21 protein-coding genes are annotated in these 19,122 nt (G+C 35.8%); 10 read left to right on the top strand and 11 right to left on the bottom strand.

Annotated elements, in window-relative coordinates:
• The first annotated feature begins 1 nt into the window (after window position 1).
• The 5 genes from top6B (at window position 2) to ACJMML_RS00720 (ending at window position 5,347) form a co-directional block, all read left to right on the top strand.
• A complete protein-coding gene (top6B, locus tag ACJMML_RS00740) occupies window positions 2-1,711 on the top strand; it encodes a DNA topoisomerase VI subunit B (protein WP_405305527.1) in 1,710 nt (569 codons plus the stop codon).
• Between the two features lie 8 nt (window positions 1,712-1,719).
• A complete protein-coding gene (locus tag ACJMML_RS00735) occupies window positions 1,720-2,814 on the top strand; it encodes a DNA topoisomerase IV subunit A (RefSeq protein WP_405305526.1) in 1,095 nt (364 codons plus the stop codon).
• A 104-nt stretch (window positions 2,815-2,918) separates the two neighbouring features.
• Window positions 2,919-3,191, top strand: a complete 273-nt coding sequence (locus ACJMML_RS00730) for a metal-sensing transcriptional repressor (protein WP_405305525.1) — start codon at window positions 2,919-2,921, stop codon at window positions 3,189-3,191.
• Window positions 3,192-3,250: 59 nt separating this feature from the next.
• Window positions 3,251-5,113 (top strand): heavy metal translocating P-type ATPase, encoded by a 1,863-nt coding sequence (locus ACJMML_RS00725; protein WP_405305524.1) that lies wholly within the window; start codon window positions 3,251-3,253, stop codon window positions 5,111-5,113.
• Window positions 5,114-5,143: 30 nt separating this feature from the next.
• The gene (locus ACJMML_RS00720; protein ID WP_405305523.1) at window positions 5,144-5,347 is read left to right on the top strand and encodes a heavy-metal-associated domain-containing protein; all 204 of its coding nucleotides are present in this window, start codon (window positions 5,144-5,146) and stop codon (window positions 5,345-5,347) included.
• Window positions 5,348-5,352: 5 nt separating this feature from the next.
• On the opposite strand, the gene ACJMML_RS00715 is transcribed toward ACJMML_RS00720, so the two are convergent.
• Window positions 5,353-6,120, bottom strand: a complete 768-nt coding sequence (locus tag ACJMML_RS00715) for an alpha/beta fold hydrolase (protein ID WP_405305522.1) — start codon at window positions 6,118-6,120, stop codon at window positions 5,353-5,355.
• 84 nt (window positions 6,121-6,204) lie between these two features.
• On the opposite strand from ACJMML_RS00715, the gene ACJMML_RS00710 reads away from it, so the two are divergent.
• From ACJMML_RS00710 to ACJMML_RS00700, 3 genes are all read left to right on the top strand, one after another.
• A complete protein-coding gene (locus ACJMML_RS00710; protein ID WP_405305521.1) occupies window positions 6,205-6,687 on the top strand; it encodes a hypothetical protein in 483 nt (160 codons plus the stop codon).
• Window positions 6,688-6,802: 115 nt separating this feature from the next.
• Window positions 6,803-7,819, top strand: coding sequence for a phosphorylating glyceraldehyde-3-phosphate dehydrogenase (locus ACJMML_RS00705; RefSeq protein ID WP_405305520.1), 1,017 nt, complete (start codon window positions 6,803-6,805; stop codon window positions 7,817-7,819).
• Window positions 7,820-7,855: 36 nt separating this feature from the next.
• A complete protein-coding gene (locus ACJMML_RS00700) occupies window positions 7,856-8,692 on the top strand; it encodes a TIM barrel protein (RefSeq protein ID WP_405305519.1) in 837 nt (278 codons plus the stop codon).
• Here ACJMML_RS00700 and ACJMML_RS00695 read toward each other — a convergent pair.
• The 3 genes from ACJMML_RS00695 to ACJMML_RS00685 form a co-directional block, all read right to left on the bottom strand.
• On the bottom strand, window positions 8,689-9,192 hold the full coding sequence (locus tag ACJMML_RS00695; RefSeq protein ID WP_405305518.1) for a zinc ribbon domain-containing protein: 504 nt from the start codon (window positions 9,190-9,192) through the stop codon (window positions 8,689-8,691). The two genes, ACJMML_RS00700 and ACJMML_RS00695, sit on opposite strands and share 4 nt — an antisense overlap.
• Before the next feature lie 41 nt (window positions 9,193-9,233).
• Window positions 9,234-9,494, bottom strand: coding sequence for a winged helix-turn-helix domain-containing protein (locus ACJMML_RS00690; protein ID WP_405305517.1), 261 nt, complete (start codon window positions 9,492-9,494; stop codon window positions 9,234-9,236).
• 108 nt (window positions 9,495-9,602) lie between these two features.
• A complete protein-coding gene (locus ACJMML_RS00685; RefSeq protein WP_405305516.1) occupies window positions 9,603-10,664 on the bottom strand; it encodes a metallophosphoesterase in 1,062 nt (353 codons plus the stop codon).
• A gap of 93 nt (window positions 10,665-10,757) precedes the next feature.
• Between ACJMML_RS00685 and ACJMML_RS00680 the strand changes: the two genes are divergently transcribed.
• A complete protein-coding gene (locus tag ACJMML_RS00680) occupies window positions 10,758-11,876 on the top strand; it encodes an AAA family ATPase (protein WP_405305515.1) in 1,119 nt (372 codons plus the stop codon).
• 4 nt (window positions 11,877-11,880) lie between these two features.
• Here the strand turns inward: ACJMML_RS00680 and hemA are convergent, their stop codons facing one another.
• The 3 genes from hemA to ACJMML_RS00665 are packed head-to-tail and all read right to left on the bottom strand — an operon-like array spanning window position 11,881 to window position 14,181.
• Window positions 11,881-13,080 carry a glutamyl-tRNA reductase gene (gene hemA / locus ACJMML_RS00675; RefSeq protein ID WP_405305514.1) on the bottom strand — a complete coding sequence of 400 codons (1,200 nt, stop codon included), beginning with the start codon at window positions 13,078-13,080 and terminating at the stop codon, window positions 11,881-11,883.
• Complete coding sequence (locus ACJMML_RS00670) at window positions 13,077-13,697, bottom strand: bifunctional precorrin-2 dehydrogenase/sirohydrochlorin ferrochelatase (protein WP_405305513.1); 621 nt, start codon at window positions 13,695-13,697, stop codon at window positions 13,077-13,079. The genes hemA and ACJMML_RS00670 overlap by 4 nt, the downstream gene beginning before the upstream one ends.
• Window position 13,698: 1 nt before the next feature.
• Window positions 13,699-14,181 (bottom strand): methanogenesis marker 9 domain-containing protein, encoded by a 483-nt coding sequence (locus tag ACJMML_RS00665; protein ID WP_330026177.1) that lies wholly within the window; start codon window positions 14,179-14,181, stop codon window positions 13,699-13,701.
• 162 nt (window positions 14,182-14,343) lie between these two features.
• Here ACJMML_RS00665 and ACJMML_RS00660 point away from each other — a divergent pair, with 162 nt between their 5' ends.
• Window positions 14,344-15,012, top strand: a complete 669-nt coding sequence (locus ACJMML_RS00660) for a M48 family metallopeptidase (RefSeq protein WP_405305512.1) — start codon at window positions 14,344-14,346, stop codon at window positions 15,010-15,012.
• A gap of 6 nt (window positions 15,013-15,018) precedes the next feature.
• On the opposite strand, the gene atwA is transcribed toward ACJMML_RS00660, so the two are convergent.
• From atwA to cofD, 4 genes are all read right to left on the bottom strand, one after another.
• Complete coding sequence (atwA, locus tag ACJMML_RS00655) at window positions 15,019-16,617, bottom strand: methyl coenzyme M reductase system, component A2 (protein ID WP_405305511.1); 1,599 nt, start codon at window positions 16,615-16,617, stop codon at window positions 15,019-15,021.
• A 73-nt stretch (window positions 16,618-16,690) separates the two neighbouring features.
• On the bottom strand, window positions 16,691-17,401 hold the full coding sequence (locus ACJMML_RS00650) for an MJ0144 family RNA dihydrouridine synthase-like protein (protein ID WP_405305528.1): 711 nt from the start codon (window positions 17,399-17,401) through the stop codon (window positions 16,691-16,693).
• Window positions 17,402-17,430: 29 nt separating this feature from the next.
• A complete protein-coding gene (locus ACJMML_RS00645) occupies window positions 17,431-18,192 on the bottom strand; it encodes a GTP cyclohydrolase III (RefSeq protein ID WP_405305510.1) in 762 nt (253 codons plus the stop codon).
• A gap of 20 nt (window positions 18,193-18,212) precedes the next feature.
• A complete protein-coding gene (gene cofD, locus ACJMML_RS00640; RefSeq protein WP_405305509.1) occupies window positions 18,213-19,118 on the bottom strand; it encodes a 2-phospho-L-lactate transferase in 906 nt (301 codons plus the stop codon).
• Window positions 19,119-19,122 lie beyond the last annotated feature (4 nt).

Genomic DNA, 19,122 nt, shown 5'->3' with positions numbered 1-19,122 from the left:
AATTTTGGCTCAACAACAAATAGGACTTGATTGGGAAGAGGACTTTCAAAGATTAACCCCATCCCAGTTTTTTAGAAAAAACAAACAGATGTTGGGATTCACAGGTAAAATACGTTCTTTAACAATCGTTTTCCACGAATTGATTACAAACAGTTTCGATGCATGTGAAGAATCAAAGATATTACCTGATATCGACATCGAATTGAAACGTGTTGATAAAGAACATTATATCTTAAGACACAGAGATAATGGACCTGGAATTCCAGAAGAATATGTGATGCAAGTATACTGTATGATGTTTGCAGGATCCAAATTCAGAAACATCCAATCCAGAGGACAGCAAGGTTTAGGTTGTAGTGGTTGTGTGCTCTTATCACAAATGACCACTGGTAAGCCTGCCCGCGTAATTTCATGCTACAAGGATGGAGATGAAATCAAAGGAGTGAAAATGAAATTCCAAATGGATGTTGAAAACAACCGTGGAATTCTAATGGAAAGGGAAGATTATCCTGCAGAACAGACTGGAGTATGCATTGAACTGCAGTTTAAAGATGTGTCATACTCTCTTGCAGAACAGGGTGCTTTTGAATACATCAGAAGAACCATGATTGGAAACCCTCACGCAAAAATCACTTTCAGAGACCCATCAGGACACAAATACATCTTCAAAAGGGCAGCAAATGTTGTTCCTGTACAACCAAAAGAAGTATTGCCTCACCCTAAAGGTGTAAGCGCTGACGATTTAATGACAATGGCAAAAAATACCGACAGCAGAAGATACAAAAGTATGCTGACTTCATCAATGTCAAGAATGTCCAACAAAAGGGTTGATGAAATTGCCGAGATGACTGGAATCGACATGAACAAACGTCCGAAAGCCATGACATTCCCTGAAGCAGAGGCCATCGTCCACTGCTTTAAGAAAATGAAATTCATGGCACCTCCAACAGACGGACTTATACCAATCGGATCCGAACAAGTGGAAAAAGGTATGAAACAAATCCTTAAACCGGAATTCGTTACAACAATCACAAGAAAGCCTGTAACATATCAGGGTGGTGTTTCATTCATTATCGAAGCAGGTCTTGCATATGGTGGAGACGCCGGAAGAGTAGTTAACGAGAAAAGAAAATCTGAAATCATGAGATTTGCAAACAGGGTTCCGTTAACATTCGACGCAGGAAGCTGTGCCATTACAGAAGCTCTCAAAAGTATTGACTGGAAACGTTACGGTTTAAAAGACATGGACAATACTCCATTAACTTTATTTGTCAATATCATTTCAACTCAGGTCCCATATCTCTCAACAGGTAAACAGAGTGTATCCCCTGAGCCTGAAATCGTTCATGAAATAAGACAAGCAACCATGAAATTAGCCCGTAAACTTCAAAAGCATATCAGAGCTAAAAGAGCCGCTAAAGAAAAGGAAAAACGTTCAAAAGTATTTGAAGAATATGTTCCGGTCATTATTGAAGAAGCTGCAAAGCTCGGTGAAACCGGAGTTCCTGAATACCATGAAGTGCTGGCAAAAGTGACTAAAAGGGCTCTTGCAGAGCTGCTTGGTGAAACAGTTGAAGAGGAAGAGGAAGAAGAAGAACTTGATGCAATCATCATGGAAGAAGTTGATGAATTCGGTCATGCCGTTGAAGAAGGTCAATCTGCATTAGACAACTTCCAAGAAGATGATGTTGAAGATGGTTTTGAGGACTAGGTGATTAGATGGCTGACGAAAAAAGAAGAGAATCACATAAAGAAAAAAGAAAAGAATATACCTTCAATAAGCTCAAAGGATTAGGTCAGGAAATTATTGAAGACATTGAAAAGAATAAAGTTCCTTCAGTTAGAGTTCCATCCCGTGGTACTGGAAACATCGTTTATGATGAAGCTAAAAGGTACTACGTATTAGGTGACAGGTACGGTAAAAGATCATTAGGTAACGTAAAGCAAATAAGAAAAATGGGCCAAATGGTTTATGTTGCCAATTTCTGTAAAGATCTTGTTGCTCGTGAAAAAACCGCAACCATCAGGGAAATGTATTACGTTTCCGAAGGTTGGGGAATCAGTTTTAAAAACCAGCAGGAATCAAACATTGTTGGAGAAGACCTGGAAGTAACCCTCGGTACTACCCGTGAAGATTTAGGATTAATGCCTGAAGAGGACGGAGCATCCGTTTATGGAGACCTGACCTTACATGATGAAGTGGAAATCAACGCTTCAAAAATGGGAAAATCAGGTTATACAATCTCACCAACAATAGATCAAGTGGATTTCCTTGACCATAATGTTGATAAAGTACTTGCAGTGGAAACCATGGGAATGTTCCACAGGTTAGTGCAGGAAGATGCACATAAAAGATTTAACTGTTTGATTGTTGGGCTCAAAGGACAGGCTGCCCGTGCTACAAGAAGATTCCTCAAAAGAGTCAATACAGAACTTGACTTACCAGTATATATCTGTAACGACGGAGACCCTTGGGGATTCCACATTGCACAGGTAATTATCTCTGGAAGTGCAAAATTAGCTCACGTTAATAAGGATTTAGCAACACCTGACGCTAAATTCATTGGAGTAACAGCATCCGACATCATCAATTATGATTTACCAACCGATAAGTTAAAAGATGTTGACGTGCTAAGACTCAAAGAGCTTTCTAAAGACCCAAGGTATAAAGATGAATTCTGGCAAACAGAAATCAAAAAGATGCTTAAAATTGGTAAAAAAGCAGAACAACAATCTTTCTCAAAATATGGGCTTGAATACGTTGTAGACGAATATTTCCCAGCCAAATTTGAAGAAATGGAAAATCAAGCATAGTCTTGATATTTTCCTCCTTTTTTTTATTTTTTTAATTTTTCAGAAATGCAAATGTTTATATACTAATTCCAACATATACCCCCTATGGTATAGGATGTGATATCATGAAAGAATGTATGGATAGTGACAACCTTCACAGAAGACTCAAAAAAATCAATGGCCAAGTCAATGCAATTGATCGCATGATAGATGAGGACATCCCTTGCGAACAGATATTAATGCAGGTAAATGCAGTTAAATCCGCATTGCACAAGGTTGGACACATTATTGTTGAAGGACATCTCGAACATTGCGTAAAGCAAGCCATTAAAGAGGAAGATGCCGATGAAGCAATAAGTGACATTTCAACAATTTTGGAATACTACTCTAGACTTTAATTTTTTTTAAAATAAATTTATACCATATGGGGTATACCTATACATTAGGGTTGATAAAAATGAAACTCACACAGAAAGAAAAAATTGACATCATAATTATTGCAATTTCAGCAATAAGTTTAATCACAAGTTTTATTCTATCCCTCGATTATATATCATGGATTGCAGTGATTCTATGTGGAGCACCAATAATTAAAGAATGTTGTGAAGGATTAATAACCAAATTTGATATCAAAGCAGATTTGCTTGTCTCAATTGCAATAATAGCATCAATAATAATCGGCGAAGTTTTTGCGGCAGGTGAAATTGCAACAATCATGGCAATAGGAGGATTTCTAGAAGGGTATACAGTATCAAAAACACAGGGAAAAATTCAAGAACTTGTAAAAATGACTCCTCAATTCGCTACAAGAATTAAAAATGGAATTGAAGAAAGAATCCCTGTTGAAGAAGTTCAAATTGGAGACATACTAAAAGTATTGCCCGGTGAAAGCATCCCTACTGACGGAGTCATTATAAAAGGCGAAACTTCCATCAACCAATCCACATTAACCGGAGAATCCCTCCCAATAGACAAAAAAGAAAATGATGAAGTATTCAGTGGAACAATCAATCTTTACGGATCATTTACAATGAGAACAACAAAAATCAGCCAAGAGAGTTCCTTTCAAAAATTAATAAGATTGGTTGAATCATCCAAACCTGAAAACGCCAAGATCGTCAGGACTGCAGACAAATGGGCAACAATCATAGTTGTAATAGCATTTATTGCAGCTGTATTGACATATCTCTATACTTTTGAAATATCCCGATCAGTTACAATCCTGGTTGTATTCTGCCCATGTGCACTTGTTCTGGCGACACCAACAGCAATAATGGCAGCAATTGGAAATCTGACAAAATATGGAATTCTTGTTAAGGATGGCGAATCACTGGAAGAACTGGCGAAAGTTGACGAACTGGTATTCGATAAGACTGGAACATTGACAAACGGCACTCCTGAAATCGTTAAGATAACATCTGACAATCCAAAGGAAATGATGTATCTTCTTGCATCACTCGAATCAAAATCAGAGCACCCAATTGCAAAATCAATTGTCAAATATTACAATGATGATTTAGCGGATGTTACAGACTTTAAGATGCACATCGGCAATGGAGTTAGTGGAAACATAAACGGCTCAAAAATAATAGCCGGAAATAAAAAACTTCTAAAAGAAGAAAGTATTTATTTAGAATCTGATATGGAACCTCAAAATGGGGAAATTCAAATATTTGTTGCAAAGGATGGTGAAATACTTGGAAACATAGAACTTGCAGACACATTGCGTAAAAATTCAAAAAGGACCATAAGAAAACTGAAAGGATTGAGAGTCAAGACCACCCTGCTTACAGGGGACAATGAAAATACTGCCAATCATATTGCACAGCAAGTGAAAGTCAGAAATGTTTTATCTAACTGCCTACCAGAAGATAAAACCGAATACATCAAAAGAGAGCAGGTTCTTGGACACAAGGTAGCGATGATTGGAGACGGAATAAATGATGCACCTTCACTCCGAAAGGCTAATGTAGGAATAGCTATGGGAGACATTGGAAGTGACGTAAGCGTTGAGGCAGCAGATATCGCTTTAATCAATGACAATATCGAAGACATTCCACATTTAATCGGAATTGCAAGAAGGACAATAAGAATAATTAGCATAGGCATTGGCTTTGCATTGTCTCTGAATATCATTGCAATGGCATTGGCAATTATGGGAATCCTAAACCCGATTGAAGGAGCACTGATCCACAATATCGGGTCAGTCGTAGTCATTATCTACTCCTCAACGCTTGTGAAATACAAGCTTTCAAGAAGAGACTGCAAGGACCCAAGAAAGTTAGGCATGACTAAACATTTAAATAAGTCAAAAGTATAATATTAACTATCAACAATAAGGTGATTTATAATGGCTGAAAAAGAAATTAAAGTAGTGGGCATGCACTGTCCATCATGTGTAAAAGCTGTAGAATTATGTTTAACAGATGTTGACGGAATTGAAGAAGCAAAAGCAGATTTAGATTCCGGAATTACAACAATCACAATGTCTGGCGACGTAAGTGATGATGACATTAATGAAGCCGTTGAAGAAGCTGGCTTTAAAGTAGAATAATCATTCTACTTAAATTCTTTTTTTAAAATATCCAATATTATTTCATTGTTTTTGCCAATTAAAAGGTTGTGCCTTACATCATCAAAAACAATCAATCTTGAGTTCTTAATTTTACCCTGAAGTTCTTCCTGTGAATCCAACCGAGTCATATCATCATACTTTCCCGCAAGAATCAATGTTGAAATGTCAATATCGGACAGTTTCTCTTCAATGTCAAAACCCAAACACGCATCAATGGCCTGAATATATGCCTGAGTATTGGCAGATTGTGATGCCGCCTCCTTTAACAATACTATTTCTGATCTATTTTCCTCAATAAATGCAGGGCACACAACCATAGGTAAGATTAAATCATAATAATCCTCAAAACTGATTTCTAAAGCATCCCTTAACTGATTGAAAACATTCTTCAGATGAGAATCTGCCTTATAAAAGCAGGACATCAGAACCAGGGAGGATACCATCTGAGGATATCTGACAGCAAAATCGAGTGCAATGGCCCCACCCATTGAAAAGCCGACCAAAGCAAACCTATCAATGCCCAATTCGCATAAAAGATTATACAAATCATCCACATAGGTGCCAATAGATATCTCATCCTCACCCAAGTCTGTCTGACCATGCCCTCTCAAATCAACCCTTAAAACCTGATAATCATGCCGAAGATTGCTTGCCAAAAATTCCCAGTACAAAATATTGTCCGAAAGACCATGAACGAAAACCACCGTTTCGCCACTTCCTTCAAGCATATAATTTAGATTTACCCCATTCAAAAATAACACCATTATTAAATTTAAATGACAGTATATAATAATTTTTAGTAAAATTTTTATAAAATATTTAAAAGAATTACAAATATGAAAATTTATAAAAGTTTACTTTTAATTGCAGTTTTGGCATTGGTAGTGCTTCTGGTTGCAGGCACAGGATTTGCCAGTGACAATTCCACTATAGAACAGAAGGATTTCGATTCCTACTTTAAAATGAAAGTTCCGAAAGGAATTACATTTGAAAAGAAGGAAGGAACACCCACTAATAATATCAACATCAGCGTCAACTACAAAAATTATACTGAAAAGATAAACATCATTTACGCTGAATCTACAGATGCAAAGGACAATCTGTTAAAATATTATGAGGATATGGCTAAAAACGATGAAAATATCACCTTAAAATCCTACAATAACACTACCGTGATCCATTTTAAGGGAAACAACATCATTGGAGAGGACAACTACCACGACATGGCCATTTCCGGAGACAACACCAGATACATATTACTGCAGTGTGATAATGAAACCTTAATGAAAACAATGGCTGAATCCATCAAATTCAGCTAAACTTTTTTTCTTTTTTTACAAAATTACCTCAATTGAAAATATCAAATTATATATAATTTAAAAAACAGATTTAAATCCATCTAATATTTAAATTATTATAAAAAAAGGGATAAAAATGAAAACTGTTGCAATTAATGGTTATGGAACCATCGGTAAAAGAGTGGCTGATGCTGTCTCCGCTCAAGATGATATGAAAGTAATTGGTGTAAGTAAAACTAGACCAAACTACGAAGCAAGAACCGCTGTTGAAGAAAAGGGATATCCTTTATACATCGGAATTCCAGAAAGAGAACAATTATTCAAAGATGCAGGAATTGAAATAGCCGGTACCGTTGAAGACATGATTCAGGAAGCTGATGTCGTTGTTGACTGTACCCCTGGAAGCATCGGTCCGCAAAACCTTGAAATGTATAAGAAAGCTGGCGTAAAAGCTATCTACCAAGGTGGAGAAGACCATGAACTAACAGGTCTTTCATTCAATTCTTTTGGTAATTATGATGACTCCTACGGCGCAGACTACACCAGAGTAGTTTCATGTAACACTACTGGTTTAACCCGTACATTATCAACAATTGATCCGATTGCAGACATTAAAAAAGTAAGAGCAGTAATGGTAAGAAGAGGATCAGACCCATCTGAAATTAAAAAAGGACCAATCAACGCTATTGTTCCAAACCCTCCAAAAGTACCATCTCACCACGGACCTGACGTGAAAACCGTTATGAAAGGTATTGACGTTACAACCATGGCATTGCTTGTGCCTACTACCCTAATGCACCAACACAACATCATGGTTGAAATCAACAACGATGTTGAAACCGAAGAAATCATTGAAGCATTGGAAAAACGTTCAAGAGTACTAGTCGTGTCTGCTGAAGAAGGATTAGGTTCAACTGCCGAGCTAATGGAATATGCCAAAGAACTTGGAAGAAACAGAAATGACCTTTACGAAATTCCAGTTTGGAGGGAATCCATAAATGTCGTAGACAACGAACTGTTCTACATGCAAGCAGTGCATCAGGAATCTGATGTAATACCTGAAAACATTGATGCAATTCGTGCACTTTTAGAAATGGAAAGTGACAGCGAAAAATCAATTGCAAAAACCAACAAAGCTATGGGAATATTCTAAATTCCCTCTTTTTTTACTATTTTTTTACTGATTTAAATGAAACATAATGTACTTTTTGGACCTGCCGGAAGTCCTGTCAATTATAAAGGAGCTGCATATAAGGCTCCCAAATACATTCAGGCCGAAGGACTAAACTCCTATGAATACCAGTCTCCATATGGCGTCAGAATTGGTGAAAAAGCGGCAACCACATTAAAAGAGGAATCTGAAAAGCATGACATCCTGATTTCAATGCATGCTCCATATTACATTAATCTATGTGCAAAGGAAGAGTCAAAACTCGACAAAAGTATTGGGCATCTGATGGCTGCTGCCCGTGCAGGGGAATGGATGGGAGCATACCGTTTGGTGTTCCATCCAGGTGCTTACCTTAACAGAAAACCGGAAAAGGCAATGGAAATATCAAAGAATACTATTAAAAGACTCTTTGAAGAGCTTGAAGCTGAAGGCATTGAGGAATTTACCTTTGCTCCTGAAACTACAGGAAAACGCACCCAGCTAGGAAATGTCTCAGAAGTTGTTGAGCTATGCGCTACATTCGACCATTTCGAGCCGACAATTGATTTTGCCCATGTCCATGCAAGAGGCAGAGGATTTCTAAATGAAAAAGAGGATTATAATTGCATATTTTCAATAATTGAAGATAATCTGGACATCGACATCCTTCACTGCCATTTCACTACCATCGAATACGGCAAAGGAGGAGAGGTAAAGCATCACACACTGGATGAAAGTGATGAATACGGTCCAAACATCAGAGATCTTCTTTCAAATCTAATCGACAATGGGTGGAAGGCAAATATAATTTGTGAAACTCCGCAAAGAGACCTGGATGCTCTGAAAATGAAAGAAATCTATGAAGAAATGATTTAATAGTCTTTAACAGAGCCTATTAGATCATCCATATCCTTAAATAATGCATTTATGTCATCATTGTCATCCTTATTGGAGCTTAATTGGATTACAAGTTCGTTTATCAGTTCTTCCATCTTATCAATGAATGTATTCAATACCCTTATTTTATCTTCAATTTGCCTATTGACCAACTCGCTGCTTTCCAATTCCATCATCTTTTGAGTTATCTTCAACTGATTGGCAAATAATTGATTGGATTTTTTGATGGCTGCCATGAACTTAGAATGGGACATGTGTGAAGGGTCAAACAGCTTATCAACCAATTCCTTAGCTTTCGCTTGTTTAAAGTCATATTCAGTTTCAAGTTGTTTGATTTTTGATTCATATCTGGAAGAATTCTTAATTACCTGAACCGGATCGTGATAGACTTCCTTTCCACATTGAGAACAGAAATGCTGGTTTGGAACTAGCTTCGCCCCACAGTAAATACAAAAATGATTATGATTATCTTCTACCATGACTACATATTTGATTAAACTAATTAAAAAAAGTATAAGTTTCAGTCCAAATTATCCGCTATTTCCTGACCCAAGTCAGTCAATTTATATATCCTGTTTCTGCGGTCTTTCTCATTGATGCACTCGGCAACCCCACAATCTTTCAGTTCTTTTAGAACTTTTGATATATGGCTCAATCTAATGCCTGAATCATTAGCTATTTGGGTAGGAGTTTCATTTCCAGTCTTCATCGCTTTTATCGCTTTTATCCGATATGTGGAAATATTTATATAAGCAAATATCTTTAGAGTATTGTCATCCATATTATCATTCCAGTTATAATTAATAACTTGCAAGATATTTAAGTTTATATACATTCCAATAATAAGATATTGGCAAATTAAATATTCAAATAATATAAAATATAACTATTAAACCTTTTTCAATTTCAAGACTACAATTTCAGAATCAGTTCCCCATCTCATCGGGGTGCCCATGGACCCGACACCTGTGGTTACATGAATATATCTGCCCAAATCGTTTTTGAAAAGTCCCTTATTATACTTGAACATTAAATTTCCAAACCAAACAGCGGGATAAAACTGTCCTCCATGAGTATGACCAGACAATTGAACATCAAAGCCCATTGCTGAAAAATCATCCCAATAATAGGGAACATGATAATTTAGGATGTTTACTTTGTTCTGCCTAATCAATGATTCGTCAAGTTTTGGTTTGCTTCTATCATCAAAACTATATGAAAGACCATGAATATTCAGACCTGCAAATTCCATTGACTCATTGTCCAAAACTATAATCCCCGCTTTTCTACAGGCCTCCATCACATCATCAATTTCCAGATAGAAATCATGATTTCCGGGAGTAAACACAATAGGCATCCCCACATTGCAAAAAGCCATCAAATCATCCGGCTCAACAACTGATGTACCGTCAGTCAAATCCCCAGAAATGATGGCCAGTTCACAGTCAAGGCCATTAAGTTTATCGGCAATATCTTCAATAATTTTTTTGTGACGTATTAATCCGAAATGAACATCAGAGAGGTGCGCAATGTTAATGTCCCTTTCCAAGTTACCCAATTCAATCGTTTTCTCATTAACAACAAGATTATGGGCTTTCCAGTAATTATAGATTCCTAAAAGCGGCACGATTAACAATAATATTAAAATAATCTCAAAGGGCAGAACCACAAATCTCCCAAGAATGTATATGAATACGATGTCTATCAGAAACATCACTGACGCCCACATACAGAGCCCATCAAGAGTCGAGAAAAAACGGGTTATGACTCTTGATTTTTTAGATTCAAAATACAGTGGCACAAAATGAATCAAGCCGATAAACAAAGTCAATATCAATATATAACCAGTATCAATACCGCCAACTAACAAAAAGATATATTTAAGCAAAAAAAATTCAAACAGCATGTAAAACGGCGTTATTGCCATGGCCCTTTTTGTTGTGAAATTCATGAATCAAACTCCTAAAAACTATTTTGTTACAACAACTATTTAAATTATTAAAGATAATGTTTGAATGTGTAACAAAAACTCGGAGGTGATTATTTGAAAAGTGACAATAAAAAGTATGAAATTAAAACAACCAACCAAAAAGCATCAAAAATTGAAAATGAAAATAAGGAATATGCAGAATTGGTTGTAGTCAAACCTGTTGGTTACCCCTTCGATTTCACACTGATGGATGAAAAAATTGAAATTACCAACATCAATCTGTTTGAGGAATATGCAAGAGAGCAATGGCTAGGTTTGGTTGTTTGTGAAAACTCATTTTTATTCGACCAAAAAATAATCCCCGACTACGGTTTTGAAATCGTGACTGCAAAACCGGACAATTCAATAATTTCCGACAACACCAAAATCAAAATAATTGTTGATAAACTAGAAAACAAACATGAAAACATAAAATCAGACATCAGATTAGATGATATTGTCGGTCAGGAAAATGCCAAATCCAAAGTCAAGGTCATAAGCAAATATTTGGAAAACCCTGAAAGCTTTGGACCATGGGCGCCAAAAAACATTTTGTTTTATGGACTTCCAGGCACAGGCAAAACCATGCTTGTTAAGGCATTGTCCAACGAGCTTGACGTACCTTTGTATCTAGTGAAGGCAACATCACTGATTGGAGAACATGTCGGAGACTCCTCATCTAAAATTCATGATTTATTCAAGAAAGCATCTGAAAATGCACCTTCAATAATTTTCATTGATGAAATTGATGCAATTGCACTTCACAGGTCATTTCAATCATTAAGAGGAGACGTGTCCGAGATTGTAAACTCACTTTTAACCGAAATGGACGGCATTGAAGAAAACAAATCTGTCATAACAATCGCAGCTACCAACAATCAAAGCAGTTTGGATCTGGCTGTCAGAAGCAGATTTGAAGAGGAAATAGAATTCAAGTTGCCTGATGAAAATGAAAGACTGGAAATTTTAGAAAAAAACCTCATGACAATGCCTCTTGATTATGATTTGGATTTGGAAAAAATCGTCAAACTGACCAAAGGACTGTCAGGCAGGGACATCAAAGAAAAGATATTGAAGACATCCCTTCACAATGCAATATCCAATGATTCAGACACAATCACAATGGAAAATATCGATTACGCATTAAATTCATTTAAAATTAAAAATAGTGATGTTAAAGGAATGTTTGAGTAATATTTTAATTAAAATTAAAAATATACTCTGCTGCATCCATAACATCTGTATTTTCTTCTTTTGCAGCTTTTTTTACATTTTTAGAAATATCATAGAAAATTTTATTGACAATAGAATTTGTTAGATTATCGAGAATTTTAACACTACCATCTACATCTGCCAACTTCACTGATGCTTTTTGTGTTTCTCGCTGTCTTATCTCTTCCATAGATGCTCTTAAATTACCAAGAATCTCATCAACTTCCATTATTTTAAACGATTCTTTAAGCAAAATGAACTCTTCATTGATGATATTTTCTGCTTCACCAAACTCCTTAATTCTGAGTTGAGTATTTGCATCAGCGATTTCACGCAGGTCATCAATGTTGAAAGACTTAACGCCCAATTCACAAACATCATCTGAAATATCGCGAGGATTGGCAATGTCAACCATCATTATATTCTCATAATCCATATCTATACCCAAAAGGCGCTCTTTTGTGATTATCGCATGAGGTGCACTGGTAGCACTTATAACCAAATCAGCAGTGGCCAAATACTCTTCCAAATCTGCAAATAGTATTGCTTCACCACCCAAATCCTTAGCAAGATCAACTGCAACATAATAAGTACGATTGGCGACAAAAATAGCATTCAAATTCTTTTCGGCCAATGCTTTAGCAACCAATTTGCCCATTTTTCCAGCACCAATCACCAGAACAGACTTATCATCCAAACTGCCTATGTGCTTTTCTGCCAAATCGATTGCCGCTGAACCGATTGATACAGCACCTTTGTTGATATTGGTCTTATTCCTGACAACCTGGCCAACGTGGATTGCCTTTGTAAAGACAGCATCAAGAGACTTGCCGCAATGATGGTTTTTAACCGCCTTATGTTTGGCATCTTTAACCTGACCCAAAATCTGGTCTTCTCCAACAATCATTGATTCCAAACCGGAAGTCATCCTGAGAAGATGCATCACAGCAGACTGACCATATTCAATTATAATGCTTTGATTTTCATGAGACAAAAGTTCATCATCTTCAGAAATCAAATCATTGTTGATATAATATTCCTTCCTGTTGCAAGTGGAAATCTCAACATATTCGTTTATAGAATACTTTTCCTGCAATTGTCCAAACAATTCATCCATGTCCTTTGAAATATTCTCCATTGACTGGATATCTGCAATCTTGTGGTCAACCCTTAAATTAACAATCAATTTAATCCCCTTATTAAATTATCAATATATAGTTTAGCGTCATTAATCTGTCGATTTTTAATTAACTCGTTTATCTTTTCATCCTCAAAAATCTCATAAAGATATTTTCTGCGTTCCTTTTGATTTTCGACAACATCTTTTAATTTTAACCTTGCATAATCCTGAAGCTCAATTTCTAAAATATCCTCTTCAGTGATTATAGATTGAATCTTTTTTCTCAATTGGCGAGCCATCAATGGACTTTTTCCATTGGTAAAAATAGATATTTCAATGTCTGCGATATTAAAACTTGTAGGAACAATTACATTTCCTTCCAAAGGAAAATCAGCACGATTAATCAGTTTATCGCCAGAAATTTTTGAAACATAATCAGACATCTCTTCATCACCGCTGGCAACCACAACCAAATCAGCCCATTTGACCATTTCATCAACATCATCAGCGGAGCATAATTCTGCTCCTTTACCTATCAAATCGGAAGATAAACTGTTACCTGCCAACCTAACATTAGCCCCATGGTCTAAGAATTTATTTGCTCTTCTTGTTGCAACTTCACCAGTGCCTAAAATAAAAACATTTAAATTTGATGTTTTTAGATAAATAGATGTCCAATCCATTTTAATCAGAATTTTCAAGAGATTTTGCATGCAACACTTTTACAGCTGCTCTTAAATCATTATTGCACTCAGTTAAAACATTCATAGCTTCAAGTTTGGAAATATTGAATGTTTCAGCCAATGCTTCAGCTCTCTTATCTGGATCTGGTTTTTTAACTCCAACCAATCTTTCAGATAATTGCTTTTTTAAATCCAAATACTCTTCATGACTCATTCCCATATTCCTTAAAGTCATGTCTCTTAATGGGCAAGGTTTTGATGGTTTACAACACCATACAAGTGAACCAAAACAAGTTCCAGCCCCTTCACCTAATCTAGTTTCTTTACCGAATTGAATCTTGATGTTAATGAACTCCTGAGGAGTTAAATTAACTTCCTGTAATGCGTTTAAAACTGGGCATGGTTTAACTGGCGGACAGCAAAAAGCAAGTCCTCTTACATCTCCTCCCCTACAAATGTGAGATGGTGCATCTTCCCAAGTCATAATATCCTCCAAAAATAATTTTCATTTCTCCAAATAAATTTATAAAATAATAATATAATTTATTTAAAGTATGAATATATAATCTTTTTTGTAGAATAGGATTTTGCTTTCCCACCAATTACAAAAATTTTAAATATTTTATAAAACTTATTTTTTAATCGAATGTTAATCGAAAATATTACCGTCACCGTAGAAAAGAAGAACATTAAGAATATGTATATACGCATTCAGCCGCCGGACGGCAATGTAAAAGTATCTGCACCATTGTTTGTAAGCGATGCGGAGATAATTGCATTTGTCAAGTCAAAAATGGAATGGATTTTGAAAAAACAAAAATACATTCTGGAAAATGACATCAAGGCTCCTCAAAAATATGTCAATGGTGAAAAACACCCTCTATGGGGAAGGGAATATGTCCTGCAGCTAATTTCAAACCATAATGTAAAGCATGTATTTGTAAATGAAAATACTCTTTATTTGCCCGTTCCAAAAAGAAGCACAATAGAAAAAAGAAAAAAGATTTTAGACGAATTTTACAGACAGGAACTGAAAAGGGCCATTCCAGAAGTTTTAGACAAATGTAGCAAAATAGTTGGAAGAACACCTAAAAGCATCACCGTTAGAAAGATGAAAAATTGGGGAAACTGCAAACAGGACGGCAGAATTACATTAAATTTGAATCTTGCAAAAAAAGATAAGGAATGCCTGGAATATGTAATGATACATGAACTGTGTCACCTGATTGAATTCAATCATGGAAAAAATTTTAAAAAGCTTATGGACGAATTCTGTCCAAATTGGAAAAAAATAAAAAAAAGATTAAATGAATAAGAAGATTTATCTGTCTTTAAGCATATCTTCTTTTTCATCTGGAGTTAATTGATTAACAATTTCTTCAGGAGTACCAACATCCAAGAGTTTTCCTCCCCTCATTAAAGCCGCTCTGTCACAGACATCTAAAACAAAGTCCATATCGTGAGAAACGATAATGAAGGTTTGTTCTAATTCTGTACGGGCTTTTAGAATAGAATCGGTAACATTAACACGAGTAATAGGGTCCATGGTACCTGTTGGCTCATCCAAAACGATGATTTTAGGTTCTTTGATTAATACCTGTGCCAAAGCAATCCTGTGTTTTTCTCCCACACTTAATTGGTCAGGGTATTTATCTAAAATCACATTAGCTTCACCTTCACCAAAACCAACAGTGGTCAATGCATGAATAGCTTTAATCTTACCGAATTCAGCAGGCAAGTTTAAACTAATAGCATCGGTTAAGTTACCTAGAATTGTTCTGTGAGGATATAATGAATATTCCTGATGCAATAATCCTAAATAAGGAACAATACGTCCACGGTTGAGAGGACCTCCTTTTGTCATGTCAATCCATTCGTCACCAAGTTTGATGTCAATTTCACCGCTACTTGGCTCAGTTAATCCGATTAGCATTCTTGTGGTAGTTGTCTTACCGGAACCACTTAATCCTACAATTCCAAAAATCTCTTCTTGGTGGATTTTTAGGTTGATTCCGTCAACCGCTTTAACTACACCACGTTCAATAGAGTAATAATGTTTTTTGAGGTCTTTAATTATTATTTCTTCCTCACCAAACTCAGGAATTTCAGGTTTTGCAGGAACAGGAACGGTTTCCATGAAATGGTCTACAACTACATGAGGATCTCCCTCTTCTTTAATTTGACCATCTTCCAACCAAATTACATTGTCTGCAAGTTCTGTCATTACTTCAGGCCAGTGAGATGTGATAAGCATGGTAATATTTTTGTCCTTAACACCTTCTTTCAAGGTATTGTGAAGCTTTACAGCAGTTTGAGGGTCTAATGTACCGGTAGGTTCATCTGCTAAAAACATCATCGGATTTTTAGCCAATTGCCTTGCAAGAACAACTCTTTGTTTTTCCCCACCACTTAAATCACGGGCAATGTGAGTAATCCTGTGGTTCATCTGAACCATTTCCAATAATTCCAAAGCAAAATATAATCCTTCTTCATACTCTACATTATCAGGCACTGCCCTCATTACATTTTCAATTACAGTTTCTTCATCATACAAAGCGAAATTACGTTGTAACATGATGGAAATTCTTCTTTTGATACTTGCAAATAATTTTCTCTCAGCATTAAAGAAATCAACTTCCCTAGCTTCATATGTTCCGCCACAGTTACATTTTTCACCTTCGTGAGATGGGGATTCAACAGCCAAACAATCTGGACAAACAGCAATATTCATTATAATATTACCTGCATCAGGGGTGTATTCCTTTGTTCCCCTAAGCATGTTGATTAAAACAGATTTTCCGCTTCCACTACGTCCCAAAATACCTAAAGTCTCTCCTTCAATAATCTTTAAATTAATATCTTTAAGAACATCAACACCATCAAAAGTTTTTGTAATATTCTTAAGAGTTATAAAATCCATGAAATCACCTATTGATTTAATCTTTATTTTAAACTATTAATAATACTTTCTAATAACAATTGTTTTAAATATTTTAAAAATCAGTAATATTAAAATCCAAATTTCCAGAAATAACTGAACGAGCTATTGAAAATCCGTCAACACCAGTATTAATCATTTTTTCAAGATTTTCCCTACTGTTAACTGAATTATTACCAATAACCTTAATATTAACATTATTAGAAATTTCACTTAAAAGTTCCCAGTCAGCTTCAAAAACACCCTTCTTCATTGCATCAATATGCAAATAGTCAGCGCCGGCATCGTCTATCAACTTTGCAATTTCCAAAGTATCAGTTCCTTCTACGTTTGCCCGAATTTTGACTGATACTTGGCTTTTTACATTATCAACGACTTGAGAAATAAAATTAGATAAATCCGGACGACTCAACATTTCCTGACCACAGCCAATAGCTAATATTTCCTCTTGGCGACAATGACAATTAATTTCAACAATATCCAAATTTTCGATATTGCCTACCTCAATAATTGGCTGTGCGGTTGTTGCCCTCACATTGGCTGAAACTTTTACATCACTGTGAACACTTTTGATTGAATTCACTTCATTTTGAATATGGGTAAAAATCTCATCTAAAGGAAAATCAAATTCTGCCCTTCCTCTCTCGATGATCTTTTTACTTGCTTCAATTGTAGGCGCATCTAAACTGTATCCGCCTAAAGTAGCTACATCAAAACCCAATGGAATAACCTTATTTAAAAAATCAGCGTTAGTTATTCCGGCCATTGGAGCAACTACTCTAATCATAATATCCCTTAATATTCTTTTTCGATTACCCAAGTCCACATTTCATTATTATTAGCTCTGATTTCTTCAAGACCAATATCTGCCATGTAAGCAGCATCTTCAGCATTTTTACCTCTACCTATACCTGCTTTGAGTTTAATGCCGATTTCTTCATCAATTTCAACCATGATATCTTCAATTTCCTTTTCGGACAAACCGTTACATGGAGACATGAAATTATCTCCACCGATGAAGAATAATAATGCTCCTTTTTTAATCAATTTGGTCATTAAATAGTGTTGAGCCTTATTGACCATGAAACTTGTATCAAAAGCGGATTCTATATCTGTTAAAGTTTCTGTAACACTGTTGATGTCAATATGAGCCGCTTGAACAAAACTGTCTTCCTCACTTACCAAACTGTCAACAGCTAAAATTTCTTTTCTTTCACCTGATTGAGCACTTCCTGCTTTTTGAAGTGCAATGGTAGCTAATTTTTGAGCTTCATGAGGAGTTTCAGCAGCACCTACACCCATACTTATAGTAATTGGGTATCTGTTTCTGATAGACCTTTGAATTCTTAAATGGTCCTCTTCATCCAAACCATTTGAAACAGCAAGTAAATTATCGAATCTGGTAAAGAATACTAAACCTTTCTTGTTTCCAAAATGATTATTTAAATCTGCAAATAAACTTGCTTGAAGCATTTGTAAGTCGGATTCAGTTCTTGGTCTTGGAGTTACGGTCCAAGGCCCATAATTGTCAATTTGTATTAATGTCATTTGTATCATTTGATAATCGCCTCTTTCTATTAAGGAATACTATCTATAATAATTTGTGCCAAATTTTTTTTGACGCCTAAATTATTCATTATTGTATTTGTAATTGTTACCTTATTAACTATTTGATTTATTTGTGATTTCAGATTAACATCCTTATCATCAATAACAATATTGTCAAGGAAATCATGGTATAGTGACGCAACACCAATAGCTGAAACATCAATATCCAAAGCTTCCATGAACTTGCTTGCAGGTCCTGAAACAGCACCTGAACCTATAATTGGTGAAACCGCAACGACATAAGTGTCTTTTAGTGCATCACGAACACCTTCAAGAGATAATATTGGTAAAATTGAAGTGATTGGATTGGATGGTCCGATAATTACTGCATCTGAATTTCTAATGGCATCAACAACTCCTTCTGCTGGATTGACATTGGAAAATTTGACATCCAACACTTCAGGTTCTGATTGGTGCTTTATTAAAAAGTCATGGAACTCAAGCTCGCCGATATCGGTGACGATTTTTATTTCAGATTCCTCTTCACTCATAGGAATGATTTTGGATTCGATTCCCATATTCCTGGCCTGGATTTCACATGCCTTTGCAAGGCCATACTTTTCCATCAGTTGGGTTTTCTGTATCTTTGTGGCACGGTCAATATCGCCTATTCTAAGCAGTTCAGGGCAACCCAACTCTTCAAGCCTGTCATGAGTTATGAATGTATCATCCTTAACCCCATACCAGAATTCATCATTTATCATGTCAGACATAGTATACAGTACAGTATCAATGTCTGCTGAGACATAAACTCCGGAAAAGTAATTGTTTTCCAAGGTATTTACAATAATTGTCAAATCCTTAGGATCAACAATTTCCTTAAGCCCTTGCAATAATTTTGGAGTACCAGTTCCTCCAGATAAAACAGTAATCATAATA

It is taken from the genome of Methanobrevibacter sp. (assembly GCF_045130115.1).
GTDB lineage: Archaea > Methanobacteriota > Methanobacteria > Methanobacteriales > Methanobacteriaceae > Methanocatella.
This window is presented reverse-complemented; position numbering and strand designations above follow the sequence as displayed.